This window comes from Streptomyces pseudoechinosporeus, assembly GCF_054783935.1.
The window spans coordinates 27,617-44,948 of the sequence record NZ_BAAGPS010000078.1; the positions used below are offsets into that span (position 1 = coordinate 27,617).

Sequence of the window (17,332 nt, forward strand, 5' to 3'; positions counted from 1 at the left end):
GCCGCACCCCAGTTGGCCCTTCGCCTCAGCCGGCCTTCGCCTCGCCGCCGCCGTAGAGCACGCGCGTCACGGTCTCGTACGTCACGCCGTGGTCGGCAAGGGCCTCGGCAGCGACTCCGGGGAGGGCGGTGAGGGCGAGGAGGATGTGTTCGTCGCCGATGTGCCGGTCGCGTCGGCCCACGGCGATGCGCAGGGACTTCTCCAGGGTGTCCTTGGCGCCGCGGGTGAAAGTGCGGTGGCCTGACCACCACCGCTTGTCCTTCTTGTCGCCGCCCAGTGCGCCCACGCCATGGGCCTCCTCAACCCGGGAGACGATCTCCGCGACATCGATGCCAAGACCGGACAGCGCGTCGGCGTCGGCGCGCGACAGACCCCCGCGGCGCCGCACCTCGGCCAGAGCTTCCTTCACCGACTCCTTCTGACGGTCGAGCCCCAGAGAGGCGAGAGCGAACGACCCACGACTGCCCTCACGGTCGAGCAAGGAAAGCAGCAGGTGCCCCTCCTCAACCGTCTCCGCGCCCATCCGCTCGGCGTGGTCGACCGCGCCCAGCACCACCGCGCGGGCGTCCTTGGTGAACCGTTCGAACATCACTGCCTCCCGTACTTCTTGTGGACGGCCTGCCTACTGACTCCCAGTTCCGCGGCGATCTCCTGCCACGACCAACCCTGATTGCGCGCACTGCGCACCTGCACCGCTTCGAGCTGCTCCAGCAGCCGCCGCAAGGCGGAGACGGCCCGCAGCCCGATCCGCGGATCGCGGTCGCCCGCGCGCTCGGCGAGATCTGTTGCTTCGGTCATGACGTCAACGTACGTTGACACACCCCGCGATGTCAACCCAAGTTGACATCGCGGGGTGTGCAAGAGACAGGCGTGAGGCAAACACCTCAGGAGGCAGTGAGGACGATCTTCCCGAACTGCTCGCCCGACTCCATCCGCTCGAAGCCCTCGCGGGCACGATCCAACGGCAGGACTTCATCGACGACAGGACGCACACCGGTGGCGGCACAGAAGGACAACAGGTCCTCAAGCTCGTCCTTCGTGCCCATCGTGGAGCCGACGACCTTGAGTTCGAGGAAGAAGATGCGGGTCAGTTCGGCGTGCGAGGGACGGTCGCCGCTTGTGGCGCCCGAGATGACGAGGGTGCCGCCGGGCTTGAGGGACTTGACGGAGTGGGACCAGGTGGCGGCACCGACGGTCTCGATGACCGCGTCCACGCGCTCCGGCAGCCGGGCACCCGACTCCACGGCCTCCACAGCGCCCAGGTCCACGGCCCGCTTGCGCTTCGCCTCGTCACGGCTGGTGGCGAAGACCCGTAGCCCCGCCGCCTTCCCCAGCACGATCGCGGCGGTGGCCACACCGCCTCCGGCACCCTGTACGAGAACCGAGTCGCCAGGGCGTACGCCGGCGTTGGTGAAGAGCATGCGGTACGCCGTCAGCCAGGCGGTGGGCAGACAGGCGGCCTCCTCGAAGGAGAGCTCCTTGGGCTTCGGCAGTACATTCCATGCAGGCACGGAGACCTGCTCGGCGAACGTCCCCTGATACCGCTCCGTGAGGATGGAACGCGGCTCCTTCGGCCCGACCCCATGCCCCGTCTGCCCGATCACGGAGTGCAGCACGACCTCATTGCCGTCCTCGTCGACACCCGCGGCGTCGCACCCCAGAATCATCGGCAACCGGTCCTCCGCGAGGCCCACGCCCCGCAGCGACCACAGGTCATGGTGGTTCAGGGAGGCGGCCCTGACGTCCACGGTCGTCCAGCCGTCCCGAGCCTCGGGAGCGGGCCGCTCCCCCAACTCCAGCCCGTTCAACGGCTGATCCCGATCAATACGTGCAGCATATGCAGCGAACATGTCCCTGACCCTAGCCGTCGACGGTCGAGCAGGGCGCCTATGGGGGTGGTGGGTTCGGTTCATGGGCGGGTGCGGGCCCGCTATGGCTGGTCGCGCAGTTCCCCGCGCCCCTAGAAAGCCTGCGGCTCCACTCAGCCAAAGCCACAACGAACCCGCAGCTTCCCGCCGGCGGGAGGGGCCGTGGGCCGGTGCGTCGTATGCCCGTCGCGTAGGTTCTGTCTCAGGCCACCTTCGCCGTGTACCAGCAAAGGGCCGTATGCCCGGCCTGCGACGGGCTGACGCACCGGCCCACGGCCCCGACCCACCACCCACCCAGGGGCGCGGGGAACGGCGCGAGCAACCACAAACAACCCGCACCCGCCCAACCGCCGGAGGCACCCGCGGGGAACGGCGCGACCAGCCACAACGCACCCGCAGCCGAAAACGAACCCCCCTGCCGGAGGTCAGCGCCTAGCGACACCCTCCGCCCGAGCCGCCGCAGCCACCGCCGCCGTAACCGCCGGAGCAACCCGCTCATCGAACGGCGACGGAATCACGTAATCCGCGGCAAGGTCGTCCCCGACGACCGCAGCCAACGCCTCGGCCGCAGCGATCTTCATCCCCTCAGTGATCCGAGAGGCCCGCACCTGAAGCGCCCCCGCGAAGATCCCGGGGAACGCCAGCACGTTGTTGATCTGGTTGGGGTAGTCGGACCGCCCGGTCGCCACAACGGCCGCGTACTTGTGCGCGACGTCAGGATGCACCTCGGGGTTCGGGTTGGCCATGGCGAACACGAACGCCCCCTCGGCCATGGAAGCGACGGCCGACTCCGGAACCGTACCGCCGGACACCCCGATGAACACGTCGGCACCGGCGAGCGCGGCCTCCAACGACCCGGACAACCCCGCCTTGTTGGTCAGCACGGCGAGCTCCCGCTTAACCGGAGTCAGATCGTCCCGGTCCTCGGACACGACACCCTTGCGGTCCGCGACAGCGACATCCCCGATCCCCGCCTCGAGCAGGAACTTGGCGATGGCAACGCCGGCCGCCCCCGCACCCGAGATCACCGCACGCAGATCGCCCAGCGACCGCCCCGTCAGCCGAGCCGCGTTCCGAAGGGCGGCCAGCGTGACGACAGCGGTCCCGTGCTGGTCGTCGTGGAAGACCGGGATATCGAGCCGTTCCTGCAGCCGCCGCTCGATCTCGAAGCACCGAGGCGCCGAGATGTCCTCGAGGTTGACCCCGCCGAAGGACGGCGCGAGCCGCACCACGGTCTCGACGATCTCGTCGGTGTCCGTCGTGCCCAGAGCGATCGGCACGGCGTCGACCCCACCGAACTGCTTGAACAGGATCGCCTTGCCCTCCATCACGGGGAGGGAGGCCTCAGGGCCGATGTCCCCGAGCCCGAGCACCGCCGTACCGTCCGTCACCACGGCCACCACGGACGACTTCCACGTGTAGTCGTGGACGAGCTCCGGCTGCTCGGCGATGGCGCTGCACACCTTCGCGACGCCGGGTGTGTACGCCAGGGACAGGTCGTCCTTGTCGCGGACCGGCACGGTTGCCTGCACGGCCATCTTGCCGCCGCGGTGCAGCGCGAACGCCGGATCGAAGGAATCGAGGGGCTCGGCCCCGGCCTCCTGATCCGTACTGCTGTCGCTGCGAGGATTGACGATCTCCGCTGCCACTTTGTTTTACCCCTTAAGTCTTGAACGGTTGAGGGTGTCCACTCCGGGTGAGGGGTGGGCAGGCACCGCGTATGCCCCTGATGTGACGGCCACGTACGGGTACGTACGGGCACATACGCGACGGGCGCGCCGCACACGCGCCCTGAGCCCCGGATGAGGGGTGTAAGGAACCTTCTTACCGGACGGACGGTATCGCCGACGAGTCCATAACACGAAGGTCACATGACGCTGACATGATTTGTACCCGAATGCCTGGACATATCTTGACAGGTCAGAAGGGCGCCGCAAGTGCGGAGATGCGGTCGTTCGCATCGCGCGAAGCACCGAAGATCTTCCGGCCGGAAGGAGAAAAATCCGTACATGATCCGGTCAAGTTGGGCCGGTCCGGCACGGTTCGGGGGTCACCCGTTATCCGATTTTGACATGGCGGGCACCCTGGGGGCATCCGTCCGAATGGCAAGATTGCCGTCATCACACGAGGTCGCGACACCCAAAGGTGTGTGTTCTCTCGACCCATCGGCACTCCACCCTTCCGCCGGAGGAATCACCATGACCGCAAGCTCCACCCGTCGTACGACCGCCGCGCACTCCCGTATAGCCGCGGTCGGTGCGATCGCGGTCGCCGGCGCCCTGCTGCTCACGGGCTGCGGTGACCAGACCGAGAGCGGCAGCTCGGAAAGCACCGACACCCCCTCGGCGAGTGCGGCCCCGCTGGCCGACAAGCTGCCGAAGGAGATCCGTGACGCAGGCGTCGTCAAGGTCGGTTCCGACATCGCGTACGCGCCGGTCGAGTTCAAGGACAGCTCCGGCAAGACGGTCGGCATCGACCCCGACCTCGCGGCCGCGATGGGCAAGCAGCTCGGCGTGAAGTTCGAGTTCGAGAACGGCACCTTCGACACGCTGATCACCGGTCTGCGCTCCGACCGGTACGACATCGCCATGTCCGCGATGACCGACACCAAGGACCGCCAGGAGGGCATCGACTCCGACACCGGCAAGAAGGTCGGTGAGGGCGTCGACTTCGTGGACTACTTCACCGCCGGTGTCTCGATCTACACCAAGAAGGGCGACGACCAGGGCATCAAGACCTGGTCCGACCTGTGCGGCAAGAAGATCGTGCTGCAGCGCGGCACGGTCTCCGAGGACCTCGCCAAGGCCGAGGCGAAGAAGTGCACCGGCGGCCAGACGATCACCATCGAGGCCTTCGACAACGACCAGCAGGCCCAGACCCGCCTGCGCGCGGGCGGCGCGGACGCCGGCTCCTCCGACTTCCCGGTCGCCGCGTACGCCGTGAAGACCTCCGGTGGCGGCAATGACTTCCAGCTGGTCGGCGAGCAGGTCGAGGCGGCGCCGTACGGTATCGCGGTCGCCAAGGACCAGACCCAGCTCCGGGACGCGCTGAAGGCCGCGCTCGACGCGCTCATCGCGAACGGCGAGTACGACAAGATCATCAAGAAGTGGGGCGTCGAGGACGGCGCAGTCAAGGAAGCCACCATCAACGGCGGCAAGTGACCGCGCGGTCGGCGGGCACTGAAAGGCAACACCCGTGACTGTTGACATCGACAAGACGGACGGGCCGGCGGACACCCCGCCGGCCGGCCCGGAGGCCATCAAGGCCATCCCGGTCCGTCACTACGGACGGTACGTCTCCGCCGTCATCGCCCTCGCCCTGCTGGGCGGGGTCATCTACGCGTTCTCCCAGGGCAGGATCAACTGGGACGCGATCCCGGACTACTTCTTCAACGACCGCATCCTCAGCGGCGTGGGCAAGACGCTTCTGCTCACGGTGCTGTGCATGCTCATCGGCGTCGTCGGCGGCATCCTGCTGGCGGTGATGCGCCTGTCGAAGAACCCGGTCACCTCGTCCATCGCGTGGTTCTACATCTGGTTCTTCCGCGGCACCCCGGTCCTGGTCCAGCTGATCGTCTGGTTCAACCTGGGCCTGGTCTTCGAGTACATCAACCTCGGGCCGTTCTACAAGGACGAGTGGTCGCAGTTCATGACCCCGTTCCTGACAGCGCTGCTGGGCCTCGGCCTCAACGAGGCCGCGTACATGGCGGAGATCTGCCGCGCCGGTCTGCTCTCGGTCGACGAGGGCCAGACCGAGGCCTCGCACGCGCTGGGCATGAGCCACGGCAAGACGCTGCGCCGGATCGTCGTCCCGCAGGCGATGCGCGTGATCGTGCCGCCCACGGGCAACGAGGTCATCAACATGCTGAAGACGACCTCGCTGGTGTCCGTGGTCCAGTACTCGGAGCTGCTCCGCGTCGCCCAGGACATCGGCCAGACCTCCGGTGCCCCGGCCGAGATGCTGTTCCTCGCCGCGGCCTGGTACCTGGTGCTGACCTCGGTCTTCAGCGTCGGCCAGTACTACCTGGAGCGGTACTACGCCCGCGGTTCCAGCCGCACACTCCCGGACACGCCGTTCCAGAAGATCAAGGCGAACGTGCTGTCCCTGTCGAACCGTCCGTCGGCGGGAGGTGCCGCATGACCGCCATGGTGAAGGCCGAGGGCGTCCACAAGTCCTTCGGGCTCGTCGAGGTCCTCAAGGGCATCGACCTGGAAGTGCAGTCCGGCGAGGTCTTCTGCCTCATCGGCCCCTCCGGCTCCGGCAAGTCGACCTTCCTCAGGTGCATCAACCACCTCGAGAAGATCAACGCCGGCCGTCTGTACGTCGACGGAGAGCTGGTCGGCTACCGCCAGAAGGGCGACAAGCTGTACGAGCTCAGGGACAGCGAGGTCGCCCTGAAGCGCCGGGACATCGGCATGGTCTTCCAGCGCTTCAACCTGTTCCCGCACATGACGGCGCTCGAGAACATCATGGAAGCCCCGGTCCAGGTCAAGGGCACCAGTAAGGCCCAGGCGCGGGAGCGCGCGGGCCAGTTGCTCGAACGCGTCGGCCTCGCCGACAAGGCGGGCAGCTACCCCTCGCAGCTCTCCGGCGGCCAGCAGCAGCGCGTGGCGATCGCCCGTGCGCTGGCCATGGAGCCGAAGCTGATGCTCTTCGACGAGCCGACCTCGGCCCTCGACCCGGAGCTGGTCGGCGACGTCCTCGACGTCATGCGCGACCTCGCCGAGTCCGGCATGACGATGATCGTCGTCACCCACGAGATGGGCTTCGCCCGCGAGGTCGGCGACAGTCTGGTGTTCATGGACGGCGGCGTGGTGGTCGAGTCGGGCCACCCCCGCGACGTACTGACGGATCCGCAGCACGAGCGGACGAAGTCGTTCCTGTCCAAGGTGCTCTGACAGTACGTACGAGAAGGGGCGATACGGATGTCCGTACCGCCCCTTCCTCATGCCCTCGTCACTTGAGCGCGAGGACCAGCGCGTCCGACGGTGACCGCCACACGGCCCGGGCCTCGGCGAAGCCCTTTTCGCGCAGCACGCGCGCGTGCCACTCGGCGGACGGGGTGTCGCCGTCGGCGTGCTCCCCGTAGATCTCGAAACGGCGGGCGGTCGGCTCGGCGAGTACCGGGTCCTGGGCGGCGAGCTGCCACCACTCGGTCCAGCCGAGTACGTCGGCCTCCTTGGCCCGGTTCATGCGCTCCTGCCGCTGTGCGCTCTCCGCGGCGTTGATCCTCGGCGTCGACTCGTCGATCATATGGTCCGCGTTCATGAACACACCGCCGTCGCGGACCAGTTCCGCGATCTGACCGTAGAGGGCCGCGAGGGGTTCGAGGTGCAGCCAGTGGAGGGCGGTCGCGGTGAGGACGGCATCGTACGAGTCGTACGGCAGCTTTGTCGTCCAGTCGGGGTCCTTCAGGTCGGCCGTGACGAACGTGACGCGGTCGTCGGCCGCGAAGGTGCCCTCGGCGATGGCCAGGAGCGCGGGGTCGAGGTCGACCCCGGTACTGACGGCCTCCGGGAACCTTTTGAAGAGCCGGGCCGTGATACTTCCCGTACCGCACGCGAGGTCGAGTACGCGCGGTGCGGGGCCCACCAGGGCCTCGACCATGTCAAGCATGACCCGGAAGCGTTCCTCACGATCCGGGAGGTACCACTCCTGCTGCGCATCCCAGCTCTCCTGCCATGCAGGCCAGTCGGCTCCGGTCACGGTGGTCATGGAAGCCCCTCCCCTCCAGGAGTAATACCCTGGAATCACAGTCAGCCATTACGCGCTCGCACCACGACCATAGAGCGCCCTCGTAAGGACTACAAGTGGAACTGGCCTATTACTCGGACTACGCCGTACGTCTCGTCAACAGCGAGGAACCGGCCCGGGGCAAGGACTCACTCACCTCGGTCGAGGCCGTCCGCGACCTCTTCGGGGGCAACGCCTCGGCGGCCCGCCGGGCCACGGACGCGGACGTCACCCGCTTCAGGGGCGTACGGGCGCGGCTGCGGGCGGTCTTCGAGGCGGCGGACGGCGGCGACGAAACACTCGCCGTGGACCTGCTGAACTCGCTCCTCCTCGAATTCCCCGTCAGCCCGCAGATCTCCGGGCACGACTTCCGGGACGACGACGGCCGCCCCCTGTGGCACATGCACCTGGCGGACCACCCCTCGAACGCGACCGCCGGCTATGCCGCGATCGCCGCGATGGGCCTGGCCTTCCACCTCACCGAGTACGGCGTGGACCGCCTCGGCCTGTGCGAGGCCGCGCCGTGCCGCAACGCCTACCTCGACACCTCGACGAACCGTTCCCGCCGCTACTGCTCGGACCGCTGCGCGACCCGCGCAAACGTCGCCGCCTACCGCGCCCGCAAGCGTCTGGAGGCCGACCGGTCGGGGAACACCGGCCGCGCGGCCGAGAGCGCCCAGCGCGCGACCGCGAGCGGCGAACGCTGACCCTCCTTCAGGGGCCGGTACCGGAACCACGCCTTCCCGAGGACGAATTCCTCGGGCACGGTCCCGTAGTCCGTGCTGTCTCCGCCCGCGTACGCGTTGTCCCCGAGCACCCACCAGCCGCCCTCGCGCCGCTCCACGGCACGCTTGACGACCAGCAGGTCCTGCTGGAACGGATGACGCAGAACGACCACGTCACCGGGCCTGATCCGCGCCCCGTACTGCACCACGAGCAGATCCCCGTGATACAGCGTGGGCACCATGGACGGCCCGGTCACTTCGGCCACCCCGAAAGGCAAGACAGCCCTCCCGCGCTCGGTCTCCTGCGACAGCTCCGGCATCCCCGGCACCTCCCCGGTCCGATCCTCCACCAGTCTCAGTCTGACCGTTCCTAAAGACCGAGCGGTAGTGAGTCCTGGTGCCAGAACCCGTGCTCAGTCGCGTGCCCCGAACGGTGTTGGGCACGCTGGTCGCCCGCTTTCGCTCCACCACCGGGCGGCGCGCATCCGGTGCGCGGTCCGGGCAGGTGGGGGCGGGGTTCCTCACGCCTTCGGGTCTCCGGTCCGGCCTGGACGGTCCGATGCCCCGCAGCATCACTCCGGTGCTGCGGGGGCGGTGCCGTCCTCCCCCAGCTACCGCTGGGAGGTGCCCCCAGCCGGACCGGGTGCCCGAGGGCGCGTCGCCCGACCGCGATGCTCGCCGCATCGTGCCGGGACATCTCACGTTGTGGGGTGGTCAGGGGCTTCTGCCAGTGCTGGGCACCCCACCGGCTGGTGTAGGCCGGGTCGACCGCGACGACGGCGATGTCCTGCTCGGCGGCCATCGCCACCAGCCGGGCCTTGAGGCGGGCGGTGGGGAAGCGGGAGATCAGGCGGCGGAAGCGTTTGCTGCGGCCGTGCTTCTCCCGGCCCTTCTCCGCCGCGAAGTCGAGGTCCTCGAGGGCTATCGCGGCGGCCCCGCAACGTTCGGTGTAGTGCAGCAGTCGGCTCAGCGCGTGCCGGATCTGCGCATCGCGATGATCGGCACTGCCGCTCAGGTCGTAGAAGTAGCGCTGCGGTTCGCCGACCGGGTTGCCGTGCACGTCGAGCTGCCAGGCGGCCACGTGGTCGTCGTTCATGTCCACCCCGACCACCCCGCGAGCCAGGGCCGCCTGAAGCGGGAGGACGGGGGTGGCGGCGCGCTGCCAGGACGCGGTCACATACCAGCGGCCGCGCGCCACATCGTGGTGGATGCGGTAGGCCACCGCCCGGTTCGCGGTGATCCGGTCGCGCCACTCCTGGCCCCGGTGCTGGAAGCGTACGGTGGCGTCCAGCACGTACCGGCCGTGCGGTGCGTTGGCCCGGTGGGCAAGCGGCGCCGGGAGCTTGAGGGAGATCTGGCCGGTGTCGGTGACGCGGAGAGTCTCGTTGCCGAACGGTTTGCCGGACTCCCCGTCCGCAGCCAGGAACATCCGCGCCGCCTGCCACCGCTGTCGCCACTGCTGCTCGCTCAGCCCGGCCGCCTCCAGGTTGTGGCGGGTGTTGGCGAGGCGCTTGCCGCCGCGCACCACGCGCACCCGGCCCGCCGACCAGTCCGCTTCGACCGCCTCCAGCCGCGCCTTCAAGGCCTGCAGGCGGCGTGCCTTGGCGTGCCACTCACCTCGCGAGGCACAGCCGCGCGGCAGCCCTTGCCGCTTGTCCGCCTTGGCGCCCAGCGGGCGGGCCAGCCGCGCCTCGATCGCTGCGACTTGAGCGCGCAGCCAGTCGAGGTGAGCGGCCTGCCCGCGCCTCGCCAGCGCCCACTGATCATGCGTGGCCTTGGTGATACTGCCCGCCCAGCGCGCCGACGACTTCCCCGTCAGCTCCCGCTTGCGCACCGCCCACGAGGCCGCGTCGTGCGCCACACCCTGCCGGGACCGCTCCGCCAGATCACCCGCGGCCAGCGAACCCAGGAACATCCCGACCTCAAGCAGCACAGCCGCATCCGCCTCGGACACCCGCAGCCGGTCCCGGATGGCCACCCCGGCGGGACCGGACACCACGTACGACGCTGCCAATTCCCGCAGCCCGCCCACCCATTCACCCCCGCCCGGCCGAAGATCCCGTCACGGCAGTCAACGAGCCCCGCCCCCAAAGGTCACCCATTCGACCCAAGAACTCCAGTTCCCCTCCCGGGCGCACAGCGAACACGCGTCCAGCCCCGGCGCTCACTCACAGTCACCGGAAGCCACTGCTGCTTAGTACATCGGCAGCAGTTCCCAACCCGGGACTTTTGTCCTAAGCCCATGGGGGCACTCGCGAAATCCCGTCCAGCACGGAGTAATGTCCCACCTGAGAAGACGATCACGAGGAAGGACAGCTCAATGCTCTCCCGCCTGTTTGCCCCCAAGGTCAAGGTCAGCGCACACTGCGACCTGCCCTGCGGTGTGTACGACCCGGCCCAGGCCCGCATCGAGGCGGAGTCGGTGAAGGCCATCCAGGAAAAGATGGCCGGCAACGACGACCCTCACTTCCAGGCCCGGGCCACGACCATCAAGGAGCAGCGCGCCGAGCTCGCCAAGCACCACGTCTCGGTGCTGTGGAGCGACTACTTCAAGCCGCCGCACTTCGAGAAGTACCCGGAGCTCCACCAGCTGATCAACGACACCCTGAAGTCCCTCTCCGCCGCCAAGGCCTCCACGGACCCGGCGACCGGCCAGAAGGCGCTCGACTACATCGCCCAGGTCGACAAGATCTTCTGGGAGACCAAGAAGGCCTGATCTTCGATCATGCCCTCTGACCTGCGATTACGTTGGTTGCAGCGTCTCCCTTTCCGCACCCGGTCCTCGGGGCGCCCAGAACGGCGGCCTTGATGGATCGGGTGCGGTCTTCTTTGTCTGGCCAGGTATGTCGATGGCGCCGACGTCCTGGGTGGACTTGTACGCGACGGTCCGCTGGGGACTGCGGGCCGGGCTGACAGCCGGGTGCCCCCAACGAGGCCGTCTCTTTCCAGCTTGCGAGCCTACGATCGTGCGGGTTGGTTGGCGATCAGAAGGGTGCTGCCAGCGGGGCGGAAGCCCAGGCGTGAGTAGATGCGAGCGACGGCGTCCTCCGCATAGGCGAGGAAGACGGTGTTCACTCCCTGGTCGCGTGCGTGGGTGACCAGGGCCGCCGTGACGGCGGCGGCCAGGCCCTGGCGGCGGGCGATGGGAAGGGTGCCGATGCCACCGATCTCGGTGGTGCCGTTCGCCGGGTGGTAGTGGCCGACGGCCAGCGGAGTCCCATCCGAGGCGAGGGCGGCGATGAGCGTTTTGTGCCCGGCGCGGATTGTGGGGCGGGTCGTTGCCACGGTGCCGTCCTCGGTCAGCTCCTCGGTCACCGCCGACAGCTCCTTACGGCCCGCAGAGCCCAGCGCGTTGCCTTCCTCCGCGAAGGCCAGGCGGGGCAGGGCGAGGGCTGCGGGCAACGCAGGGTCGTCGCCTTTCAGCGCACGTAGCGTCACGCCCTCGGGCAACGGTTGCGGGCTGATCCGGTGGTGTGCATCCAGAGCCATCAGCGGGCGTTCCGCCACGGGCAGGCCGACGGCCTCGATAGAGGAACGCAGCGTCGGCGCCGCCTCGGCCAGCCACTCGAAAGCCTCTGGCACGCCGAGTTCGCGCTGCCGGGCCCGTACCCGGGCGATGTCCGCAGCGGTAACGGACAAGGCCCCCTCCGCGGTGGGTTGGGCATGGCCGGGGCCGCCGTAGTACGGGGCACCTGGCTTCCTTCGCACGAACAGCCGTAAGGAACCGAACTCTTCGGCGTCAGCGAACAGCAACGGCACGGTGGCGTAGTACTGCTCGATGCGGGCACGCAGCGAGTCGCTCATGCGGCGCATCCCACCACGGGACGGTGCCGCACCGCATCCGAGATTTGCGGCCGGCTGCCGTTAACGCCGCGGAGGAAGACAGTCCAGCCGCCATGTGTTGCTGCCTCACACAGACGCAACCCCCGGCCACCAGTGCAGATCTGATCGCCCACAGCAGCCGATCCTTCGTCGGTGTGAGCGCGGCCTTCCTTACAGAGGTTCGCATCGGCGCAAGTCTTCGTCACCGTGTCCGCTGCCCGGCCAGGGCCGGTGGGGTCAGCGCAGGACAAGCAGGACGGCCAGCGCGATGAGCAGCGAGTCGATCCGGTCCAGCAGGCCGCCGGAGCCGGGTAGCCAACGGCCGGCGTCCTTTGCCTGGGCACCTCTTTTGATCATGGATTCGAGAAGGTCGCCGGCCGGGCCGCCGACCGCCACCGCGACCGCCATCGGCCAGGTCAGCGCGGACAGCACGACGAGCACGCCGAGGCCGGCCACGGCCCCGGCCAGGGTCCCGCTCCACCGCTTGGCCGGTGACAGCGGCGACAGCCGCGGCCCGCCCAGCCGTTGACCGGCGAAGTACGCCACGATGTCGGCGACCGAGACCGCCACGAACAGCGCGAGCGCGCTCGCCCCGAGCGGCACCAGCGCGGCCAGCACACTCAGCCAGACCAGCCCGAGCAGACCGGCGCAGAGCCGGTGCATGCCATGGTCGGCGTCGCCAGACAGGAGCGGCACCGCGGCCACCGCGAGCGCCCCGATCGCAACCGCCCGGAGCTCCTGTCCGGGCGCCAGCCAGGCGGCCAGCACCACGCCTGCCACCGCCGCGGCCAGTACCGCCCGGTCTGCCCAGCCCAGCTGCATCAGCCCGCCGAACTCCATCACCGCAATCACCCCGACGGCGATGGCGATGGCCGCGGCGCCCGGGCTGCCCCACCAGAACGCACCGGTGACCAGTGGCACTCCGACCGCCCAGGCGCACCACCGGATCAGCAGCTCGCGGCGCCGGGACGCCGCCACCGCGAGGCCGCCCAGCGCCAGCGCTCCACCGAGGTAGGGCGCCAGCGAGGCCACAGTGATCACCGGGCGGATCCGGCGGCGGGAACACCCGCAGACATCGAAACGAGCGAGGACGAACCAGGCCGCAGTACATCCAGGGCGACCTGAAAGCCGCCCACAATGCGCGCGTTCTCGGCAGTGTCCTTGACCGCGAGGCGCACCGTGCGTCCCTGGTACGCCGACGACAACGGCGACAGGTCGCGCAGGTAGACGTCGCGGCGGCGGCATTCGTTCACCACCTGTGCGGCACTCGGCCCGCCGGACGGCAGGGTCACGGTGAGGAAGTTCGCCACACCCTCCTCGACCACCACGGCCTCATCCAGCCCGGCCAGGTCGGCGGCCAGCTGCCGGCGCAGCGCGTGGGTCCGAAGCCAGCGGTCGCTGTAGTACGCCGGGTCGCGCAGGGCTGCCACGGCGGCCAGCTGCGCCGGGAGGCTGACCGGCCAGGGCGGTGTTCGCAGGCGTAGCTGCGCTGCAGTGGCCGGCTCGGCCACCAGGTACGCGGCGCGCATACCGGACAGCGCATACATCTTGGACAGTGAGCTGCAGACCACTACCCGCGGGTCCGTCGCGGCGAGGCCGGCGAGCGACTCGGTCAGGTCGACATAGCCCAGGTACGCCTCGTCGATCCACCAGCGGGTCCGGGCCGGCGCGGCGGCGATCACCGAGCGCAGCTCCGCGGCCGGTGCGTGGCGTCCGGTCGGGTTGTTCGGGTTGACCACCACCACGAGGTCGTAGCGGCTGGAGGCGACGGCAGCGGACAGCCGGGCCGGATCGATCCGCCAGCCGTCTTCGCGGCGCAACCGGAACCGGTCCACCCGGCATCCGATCACCCGCTCCGTGACGTGGGCGTACTCGCCGTAGCCCGGGTCCATCAGAAGCACCCTGCTCTGCGGGGTCAGCCATTGGCTGAACGCCCGGAAAATCAAGTCGGATGAACCGGCGCCGACCGCGAGCGTCTGAGCCGGCAGCGCCCGGGCCGCGGCGATTTCCGCCAGCAGGCCCTCGGCGCCGGTCGGCGGCGAGGTCCGGGCGGCCCAGGCTGGATCTTCCGCGAGCGCCGCCCGCACGCCGGGGGCCGGCGGGAACCAGGCGTCCAGTACGTCGGCCGCGACGACCTGATGGCGCCGGTGCAGGCTGCGGAAGTCCGTGCCAATGGCGGTGAACGATGCGCCGCCGTGTTCGCAGCCGTCCGGCCGGGGTGCGAACGGCATGTCCAGCCGCCAGTCCACTTCTGACCGCAGACGCTCCAACATGGTGCCGTAACGGTCCATCGTGACCTTCGTCAGCTCGGTCACGCTGCCGGTCAGCACCTCGAACGTCAACGCACCGCTGTGGACGGTACGGCCGACCGGGCGCAGGCCGGCGGCCAGGTACATGGTGAGCAGCTCGGTACGCCCCATCGCCACCACCCGGCGACCGCCCCGGGCGGCGATCCAGCGCAGCGCCGCGTACATCAGCAGCGGTGCCGCGGCGGTGGCCCGCCAGCGCGGCTCAACGGTGAGGATGCGTACCTCGAAGAGATCGTCCTCGGTCAGCAGCGGCAGTTCGTCGCGGGTCAGGTACTTGTCCAGCGCGTACCGCCCCAACCAGGGCGGAGTCAGGCTGACAAAACCGATCCGGTCCGCGCCTCGCGCCGCGACCAGGTAGACGTTGTGGCCGTCCAGCCCGTCGCGAAGCCGGCCGGACGGATCCGGCACATGCTGGCCCAGCTCCCGTGCGTAGACCCGGTGGCGCAGTTCGTGGATCCACTCCAGATCCTCCGGAGTGGCAGCGCGCAGCTGCAGGTCACGTCCCATGAGCACCTCTTTCGACGCGGGGTGGGGCCGTCCCATCGTGGGGAACGCAGACCGGCCGCGACAGCGCCAAGCGACACAGTCGGTCTGAGTACGCGTACTCAGGCGCAGTCGCCCCCCGCGTGCTCCGTCCACGGAGGTCAGTGGCAGGCGATTTGGGGGGCGTGATCGGCTGCGGTGCGTCCCAGTGCAGCAGCAGGTAGGCAAGCAGCGACTCCGCACGAGCGGAGTCCAGCGGCCCCAGCCGCCGTTCTCCGTTGCGCAGATCCATGCCGCCCAGCAGGCGCGCGCGCAGAGCTGTCCCGTCCATCAGCCGACTCCCGAGCACACAGCCCGGCATCCGGGTACCGTCCGCCACCCCACGGGCCGGCCGAGGATCCCGGTCACCGGTACGGCGTCCACGGTTTCCAGGCTGCGGTCTCCGGTCGGGTCCCGCGAGCCGTCCGGGAATCTGCTGTGGCCTTCAGTCGGCCGGTGGCAGCAGAGTTCCCAGGGGCCCCAGGTCCAGGTTGAGGTCCTCCAGGCGGAGGTCGTAGCGGGCGCAGAGGTCCTGCATGCGGTCGTGGAGAAGCATCAGAGTCAGGCCGATGCGTTCTTCCTGGTCCTCCGTGAGGTCGTTGTTGTCGACTCGGTGGAGGGCTTGGCGTTCCATGAGCTGGCGGAGGAGTTCGACGACGGTCAGGACGAGTTTGACCAGGTCGCGTTCGACGGTGCCCGGGTCGGTGGACAGGCGGTGGGCTCCGGAAGGTGGGGGCGGCGGGGGCATGGCGGCCTCACAACGGCTGGGTGGCGGCGTCGACGGCTGCGGCGGCAACGGGAGCGATGACGGCGCGCAGGTCGATGCGTACGAGATCGACGTCGGCGATGGACAGGACGAGGTCGCCGGTGATGACGACACCGCCCTGGAGGAGGCGGTCGAGGAGGTCGATCAGGGCGACCGGACGGTCGGCGACAGGGGCTGCGGTCACGAGACGGGCTCCGCGGGGAGGGAGAAGGAGTACGGGGCCCAGGGCCCTGTCACTTCCACATGGACGCCGGGGAGGCCCTCGGCCGCTGCCAGGACGCGGGCGCGGAAGTCCTCGACGTGGTCTTCGGGAACGAGGTAGGCGTCGTTGCTGACGTTGGGGCCGGGGACCTGGCCGGCGAGCTCGCCGCGTTGCGGCCGGAAGGCCACGCGGTCGACGGCGAGGGTGCCGGCGAGTTCCGTGAGGCGGGCGGCCGTGTCGATGGCCGCCTCCCAGGCGTCCTCCGTCGAGCGCCTACGGCGGCGGCGTCCGGCCAGATAGGCGCGGCCGACGCCCAGGCCCTTGGCCGGCTCGGGGTCGGGTGACTCGGTGTCGGGAGCCGCGTAGATCTTGACGCCCAGTTCCACGTGGCCCGTGACGCGGTCCAGCAGGGGCAGGAAGTCGTCGCGGCGCGCCTCCAGAGTCTGCCGTACGCGGTCCTCGTCGCGGTAGACGGTGACCAGGCGCAGCGGCAGCACGGCGATGCCGCGCCCGGTGAGCGCGGCGACCACGGCGTGGTGGGCCCGGGCCGTGGCTTCCAGCCAGCCCAGGTCCTCCAGTCCGGCCTTGAGGGACGCTTCGTCGAAGTCCGCGGCAGGGACGGGGCCGACGGCCGCGGCGAGCGCCGGGGGGCGGCGGTCCGGTGCGTCGTCCGTATCCGGGGTGCCATCCGGTGCGTCGTCCCCGAACTCCAGCAGGCGTATCGGCTCACCGGCGACCCCGCGCAGGTCCGCGACCGCACGGGCGGCCTCCGGGGTGCGGCGCAGCACGGCGTAGGCGTAGACGATGTCGGTCTTGGCGGCCTTGTCGACGTCGGTCTTGACGTCGTTGCTCATCTCGGTGCCGATGTCGGACTTGGCGTCGTTGTTGATCTCGGCGTCGATGTCGATGTCGGTGTCGATGGCGGTCTTGATATCGGTGTCGGTCATGGGGCAGGACTCCTGTCGGCGGATCGCAGCGCGGCGATCTCCGCGCGCAGGCGTTCGTTCTCCTCGGCGAGGGAGCGGACGGGATCTTCAGCGAGGGACCCCCGGTCCGGCTGCTCCGCGAGCGCCCCGTCCGGCGGCTGCTCCTCGCGGGACCGGTCCGCGGACCTGGCCCGCGAGGAGAGGGACGGGTCGTGTTCCCACCAGTCGATGCCCATCTCCTTCGCCTTGTCGACGGAGGCGACGATGAGCCGCAACTTGATGGTGAGCAGTTCGATGTCGAGCAGGTTGATCCGGATGTCGCCCGCGATGACCACGCCCTTGTCGAGGACCCGTTCGAGGATGTCGGCGAGGTTGGCGCCCTGGCCGCCGGGCCCCTGGTCGTAGGGGGACGGAAGGCGGGGCGATCCGCCGAGTGCGCCTGCTACCGGTTGCGTCATG

Annotated in this window: 19 protein-coding genes; 5 read left to right on the forward strand and 14 right to left on the reverse strand. The window is 69.5% G+C overall.

All coding sequences use genetic code 11. The features are described from left to right. Positions 1 to 25: 25 nt before the first annotated feature. The 4 genes from ACYVO6_RS43105 to ACYVO6_RS43120 all read right to left on the reverse strand — a co-directional run bounded on the left by ACYVO6_RS43105 (position 26) and on the right by ACYVO6_RS43120 (position 3,517). Positions 26 to 589: a Clp protease N-terminal domain-containing protein gene (locus tag ACYVO6_RS43105; protein WP_461071338.1), complete on the reverse strand. Its 564-nt coding sequence runs from the start codon at positions 587 to 589 to the stop codon at positions 26 to 28. Next, on the reverse strand, positions 589 to 798 hold the full coding sequence (locus tag ACYVO6_RS43110) for a helix-turn-helix domain-containing protein (protein WP_010984411.1): 210 nt from the start codon (positions 796 to 798) through the stop codon (positions 589 to 591). Before ACYVO6_RS43110 ends, ACYVO6_RS43105 begins: the two co-directional genes overlap by 1 nt. Before the next feature lie 86 nt (positions 799 to 884). Beyond that, positions 885 to 1,850, reverse strand: coding sequence for a zinc-binding dehydrogenase (locus tag ACYVO6_RS43115; RefSeq protein ID WP_461071340.1), 966 nt, complete (start codon positions 1,848 to 1,850; stop codon positions 885 to 887). Between the two features lie 443 nt (positions 1,851 to 2,293). Continuing rightward, positions 2,294 to 3,517, reverse strand: coding sequence for an NAD(P)-dependent malic enzyme (locus ACYVO6_RS43120; RefSeq protein ID WP_461071342.1), 1,224 nt, complete (start codon positions 3,515 to 3,517; stop codon positions 2,294 to 2,296). 549 nt (positions 3,518 to 4,066) lie between these two features. On the opposite strand from ACYVO6_RS43120, the gene ACYVO6_RS43125 reads away from it, so the two are divergent. The 3 genes from ACYVO6_RS43125 to ACYVO6_RS43135 are packed head-to-tail and all read left to right on the forward strand — an operon-like array spanning position 4,067 to position 6,766. After that, positions 4,067 to 5,029, forward strand: coding sequence for an ABC transporter substrate-binding protein (locus ACYVO6_RS43125; RefSeq protein WP_461071344.1), 963 nt, complete (start codon positions 4,067 to 4,069; stop codon positions 5,027 to 5,029). A 34-nt stretch (positions 5,030 to 5,063) separates the two neighbouring features. Then, positions 5,064 to 6,008, forward strand: coding sequence for an amino acid ABC transporter permease (locus ACYVO6_RS43130; protein ID WP_461071346.1), 945 nt, complete (start codon positions 5,064 to 5,066; stop codon positions 6,006 to 6,008). Beyond that, on the forward strand, positions 6,005 to 6,766 hold the full coding sequence (locus ACYVO6_RS43135; RefSeq protein WP_461071348.1) for an amino acid ABC transporter ATP-binding protein: 762 nt from the start codon (positions 6,005 to 6,007) through the stop codon (positions 6,764 to 6,766). Before ACYVO6_RS43130 ends, ACYVO6_RS43135 begins: the two co-directional genes overlap by 4 nt. Before the next feature lie 58 nt (positions 6,767 to 6,824). On the opposite strand, the gene ACYVO6_RS43140 is transcribed toward ACYVO6_RS43135, so the two are convergent. Beyond that, positions 6,825 to 7,583, reverse strand: coding sequence for a class I SAM-dependent methyltransferase (locus tag ACYVO6_RS43140; protein WP_461071350.1), 759 nt, complete (start codon positions 7,581 to 7,583; stop codon positions 6,825 to 6,827). A 95-nt stretch (positions 7,584 to 7,678) separates the two neighbouring features. On the opposite strand from ACYVO6_RS43140, the gene ACYVO6_RS43145 reads away from it, so the two are divergent. Further along, on the forward strand, positions 7,679 to 8,308 hold the full coding sequence (locus ACYVO6_RS43145; RefSeq protein ID WP_461071352.1) for a CGNR zinc finger domain-containing protein: 630 nt from the start codon (positions 7,679 to 7,681) through the stop codon (positions 8,306 to 8,308). Here ACYVO6_RS43145 and sodX read toward each other — a convergent pair. Together sodX and ACYVO6_RS43155 are read right to left on the reverse strand one after the other, a co-directional pair. Next, positions 8,212 to 8,646 carry a nickel-type superoxide dismutase maturation protease gene (sodX, locus tag ACYVO6_RS43150; RefSeq protein WP_461071519.1) on the reverse strand — a complete coding sequence of 145 codons (435 nt, stop codon included), beginning with the start codon at positions 8,644 to 8,646 and terminating at the stop codon, positions 8,212 to 8,214. The genes ACYVO6_RS43145 and sodX overlap by 97 nt on opposite strands. A 50-nt stretch (positions 8,647 to 8,696) precedes the next feature. Beyond that, positions 8,697 to 10,358, reverse strand: coding sequence for an IS200/IS605 family accessory protein TnpB-related protein (locus ACYVO6_RS43155; RefSeq protein WP_461071354.1), 1,662 nt, complete (start codon positions 10,356 to 10,358; stop codon positions 8,697 to 8,699). A gap of 288 nt (positions 10,359 to 10,646) precedes the next feature. Between ACYVO6_RS43155 and sodN the strand changes: the two genes are divergently transcribed. Next, positions 10,647 to 11,042 carry a superoxide dismutase, Ni gene (gene sodN / locus ACYVO6_RS43160; protein WP_461071356.1) on the forward strand — a complete coding sequence of 132 codons (396 nt, stop codon included), beginning with the start codon at positions 10,647 to 10,649 and terminating at the stop codon, positions 11,040 to 11,042. 242 nt (positions 11,043 to 11,284) lie between these two features. Here the strand turns inward: sodN and ACYVO6_RS43165 are convergent, their stop codons facing one another. The 7 genes from ACYVO6_RS43165 to ACYVO6_RS43195 form a co-directional block, all read right to left on the reverse strand. Further along, positions 11,285 to 12,130, reverse strand: coding sequence for a GNAT family N-acetyltransferase (locus ACYVO6_RS43165; RefSeq protein ID WP_461071358.1), 846 nt, complete (start codon positions 12,128 to 12,130; stop codon positions 11,285 to 11,287). A 255-nt stretch (positions 12,131 to 12,385) separates the two neighbouring features. Then, complete coding sequence (locus ACYVO6_RS43170) at positions 12,386 to 13,189, reverse strand: phosphatidate cytidylyltransferase (RefSeq protein ID WP_461071360.1); 804 nt, start codon at positions 13,187 to 13,189, stop codon at positions 12,386 to 12,388. Then, on the reverse strand, positions 13,186 to 14,964 hold the full coding sequence (locus ACYVO6_RS43175; RefSeq protein WP_461071362.1) for an aminotransferase class I/II-fold pyridoxal phosphate-dependent enzyme: 1,779 nt from the start codon (positions 14,962 to 14,964) through the stop codon (positions 13,186 to 13,188). Before ACYVO6_RS43175 ends, ACYVO6_RS43170 begins: the two co-directional genes overlap by 4 nt. Positions 14,965 to 15,424: 460 nt before the next feature. Further along, the gene (locus ACYVO6_RS43180) at positions 15,425 to 15,775 is read right to left on the reverse strand and encodes a gas vesicle protein K (protein ID WP_461071364.1); all 351 of its coding nucleotides are present in this window, start codon (positions 15,773 to 15,775) and stop codon (positions 15,425 to 15,427) included. Further along, positions 15,735 to 15,929, reverse strand: a complete 195-nt coding sequence (gene gvpJ, locus ACYVO6_RS43185; protein ID WP_461071366.1) for a gas vesicle protein GvpJ — start codon at positions 15,927 to 15,929, stop codon at positions 15,735 to 15,737. The genes ACYVO6_RS43180 and gvpJ overlap by 41 nt, the downstream gene beginning before the upstream one ends. Continuing rightward, a complete protein-coding gene (locus ACYVO6_RS43190; protein WP_461071368.1) occupies positions 15,926 to 16,894 on the reverse strand; it encodes a GvpL/GvpF family gas vesicle protein in 969 nt (322 codons plus the stop codon). The genes gvpJ and ACYVO6_RS43190 overlap by 4 nt, the downstream gene beginning before the upstream one ends. Then, a complete protein-coding gene (locus tag ACYVO6_RS43195) occupies positions 16,891 to 17,331 on the reverse strand; it encodes a gas vesicle protein (RefSeq protein ID WP_461071521.1) in 441 nt (146 codons plus the stop codon). Before ACYVO6_RS43195 ends, ACYVO6_RS43190 begins: the two co-directional genes overlap by 4 nt. Position 17,332: the final 1 nt, after the last annotated feature.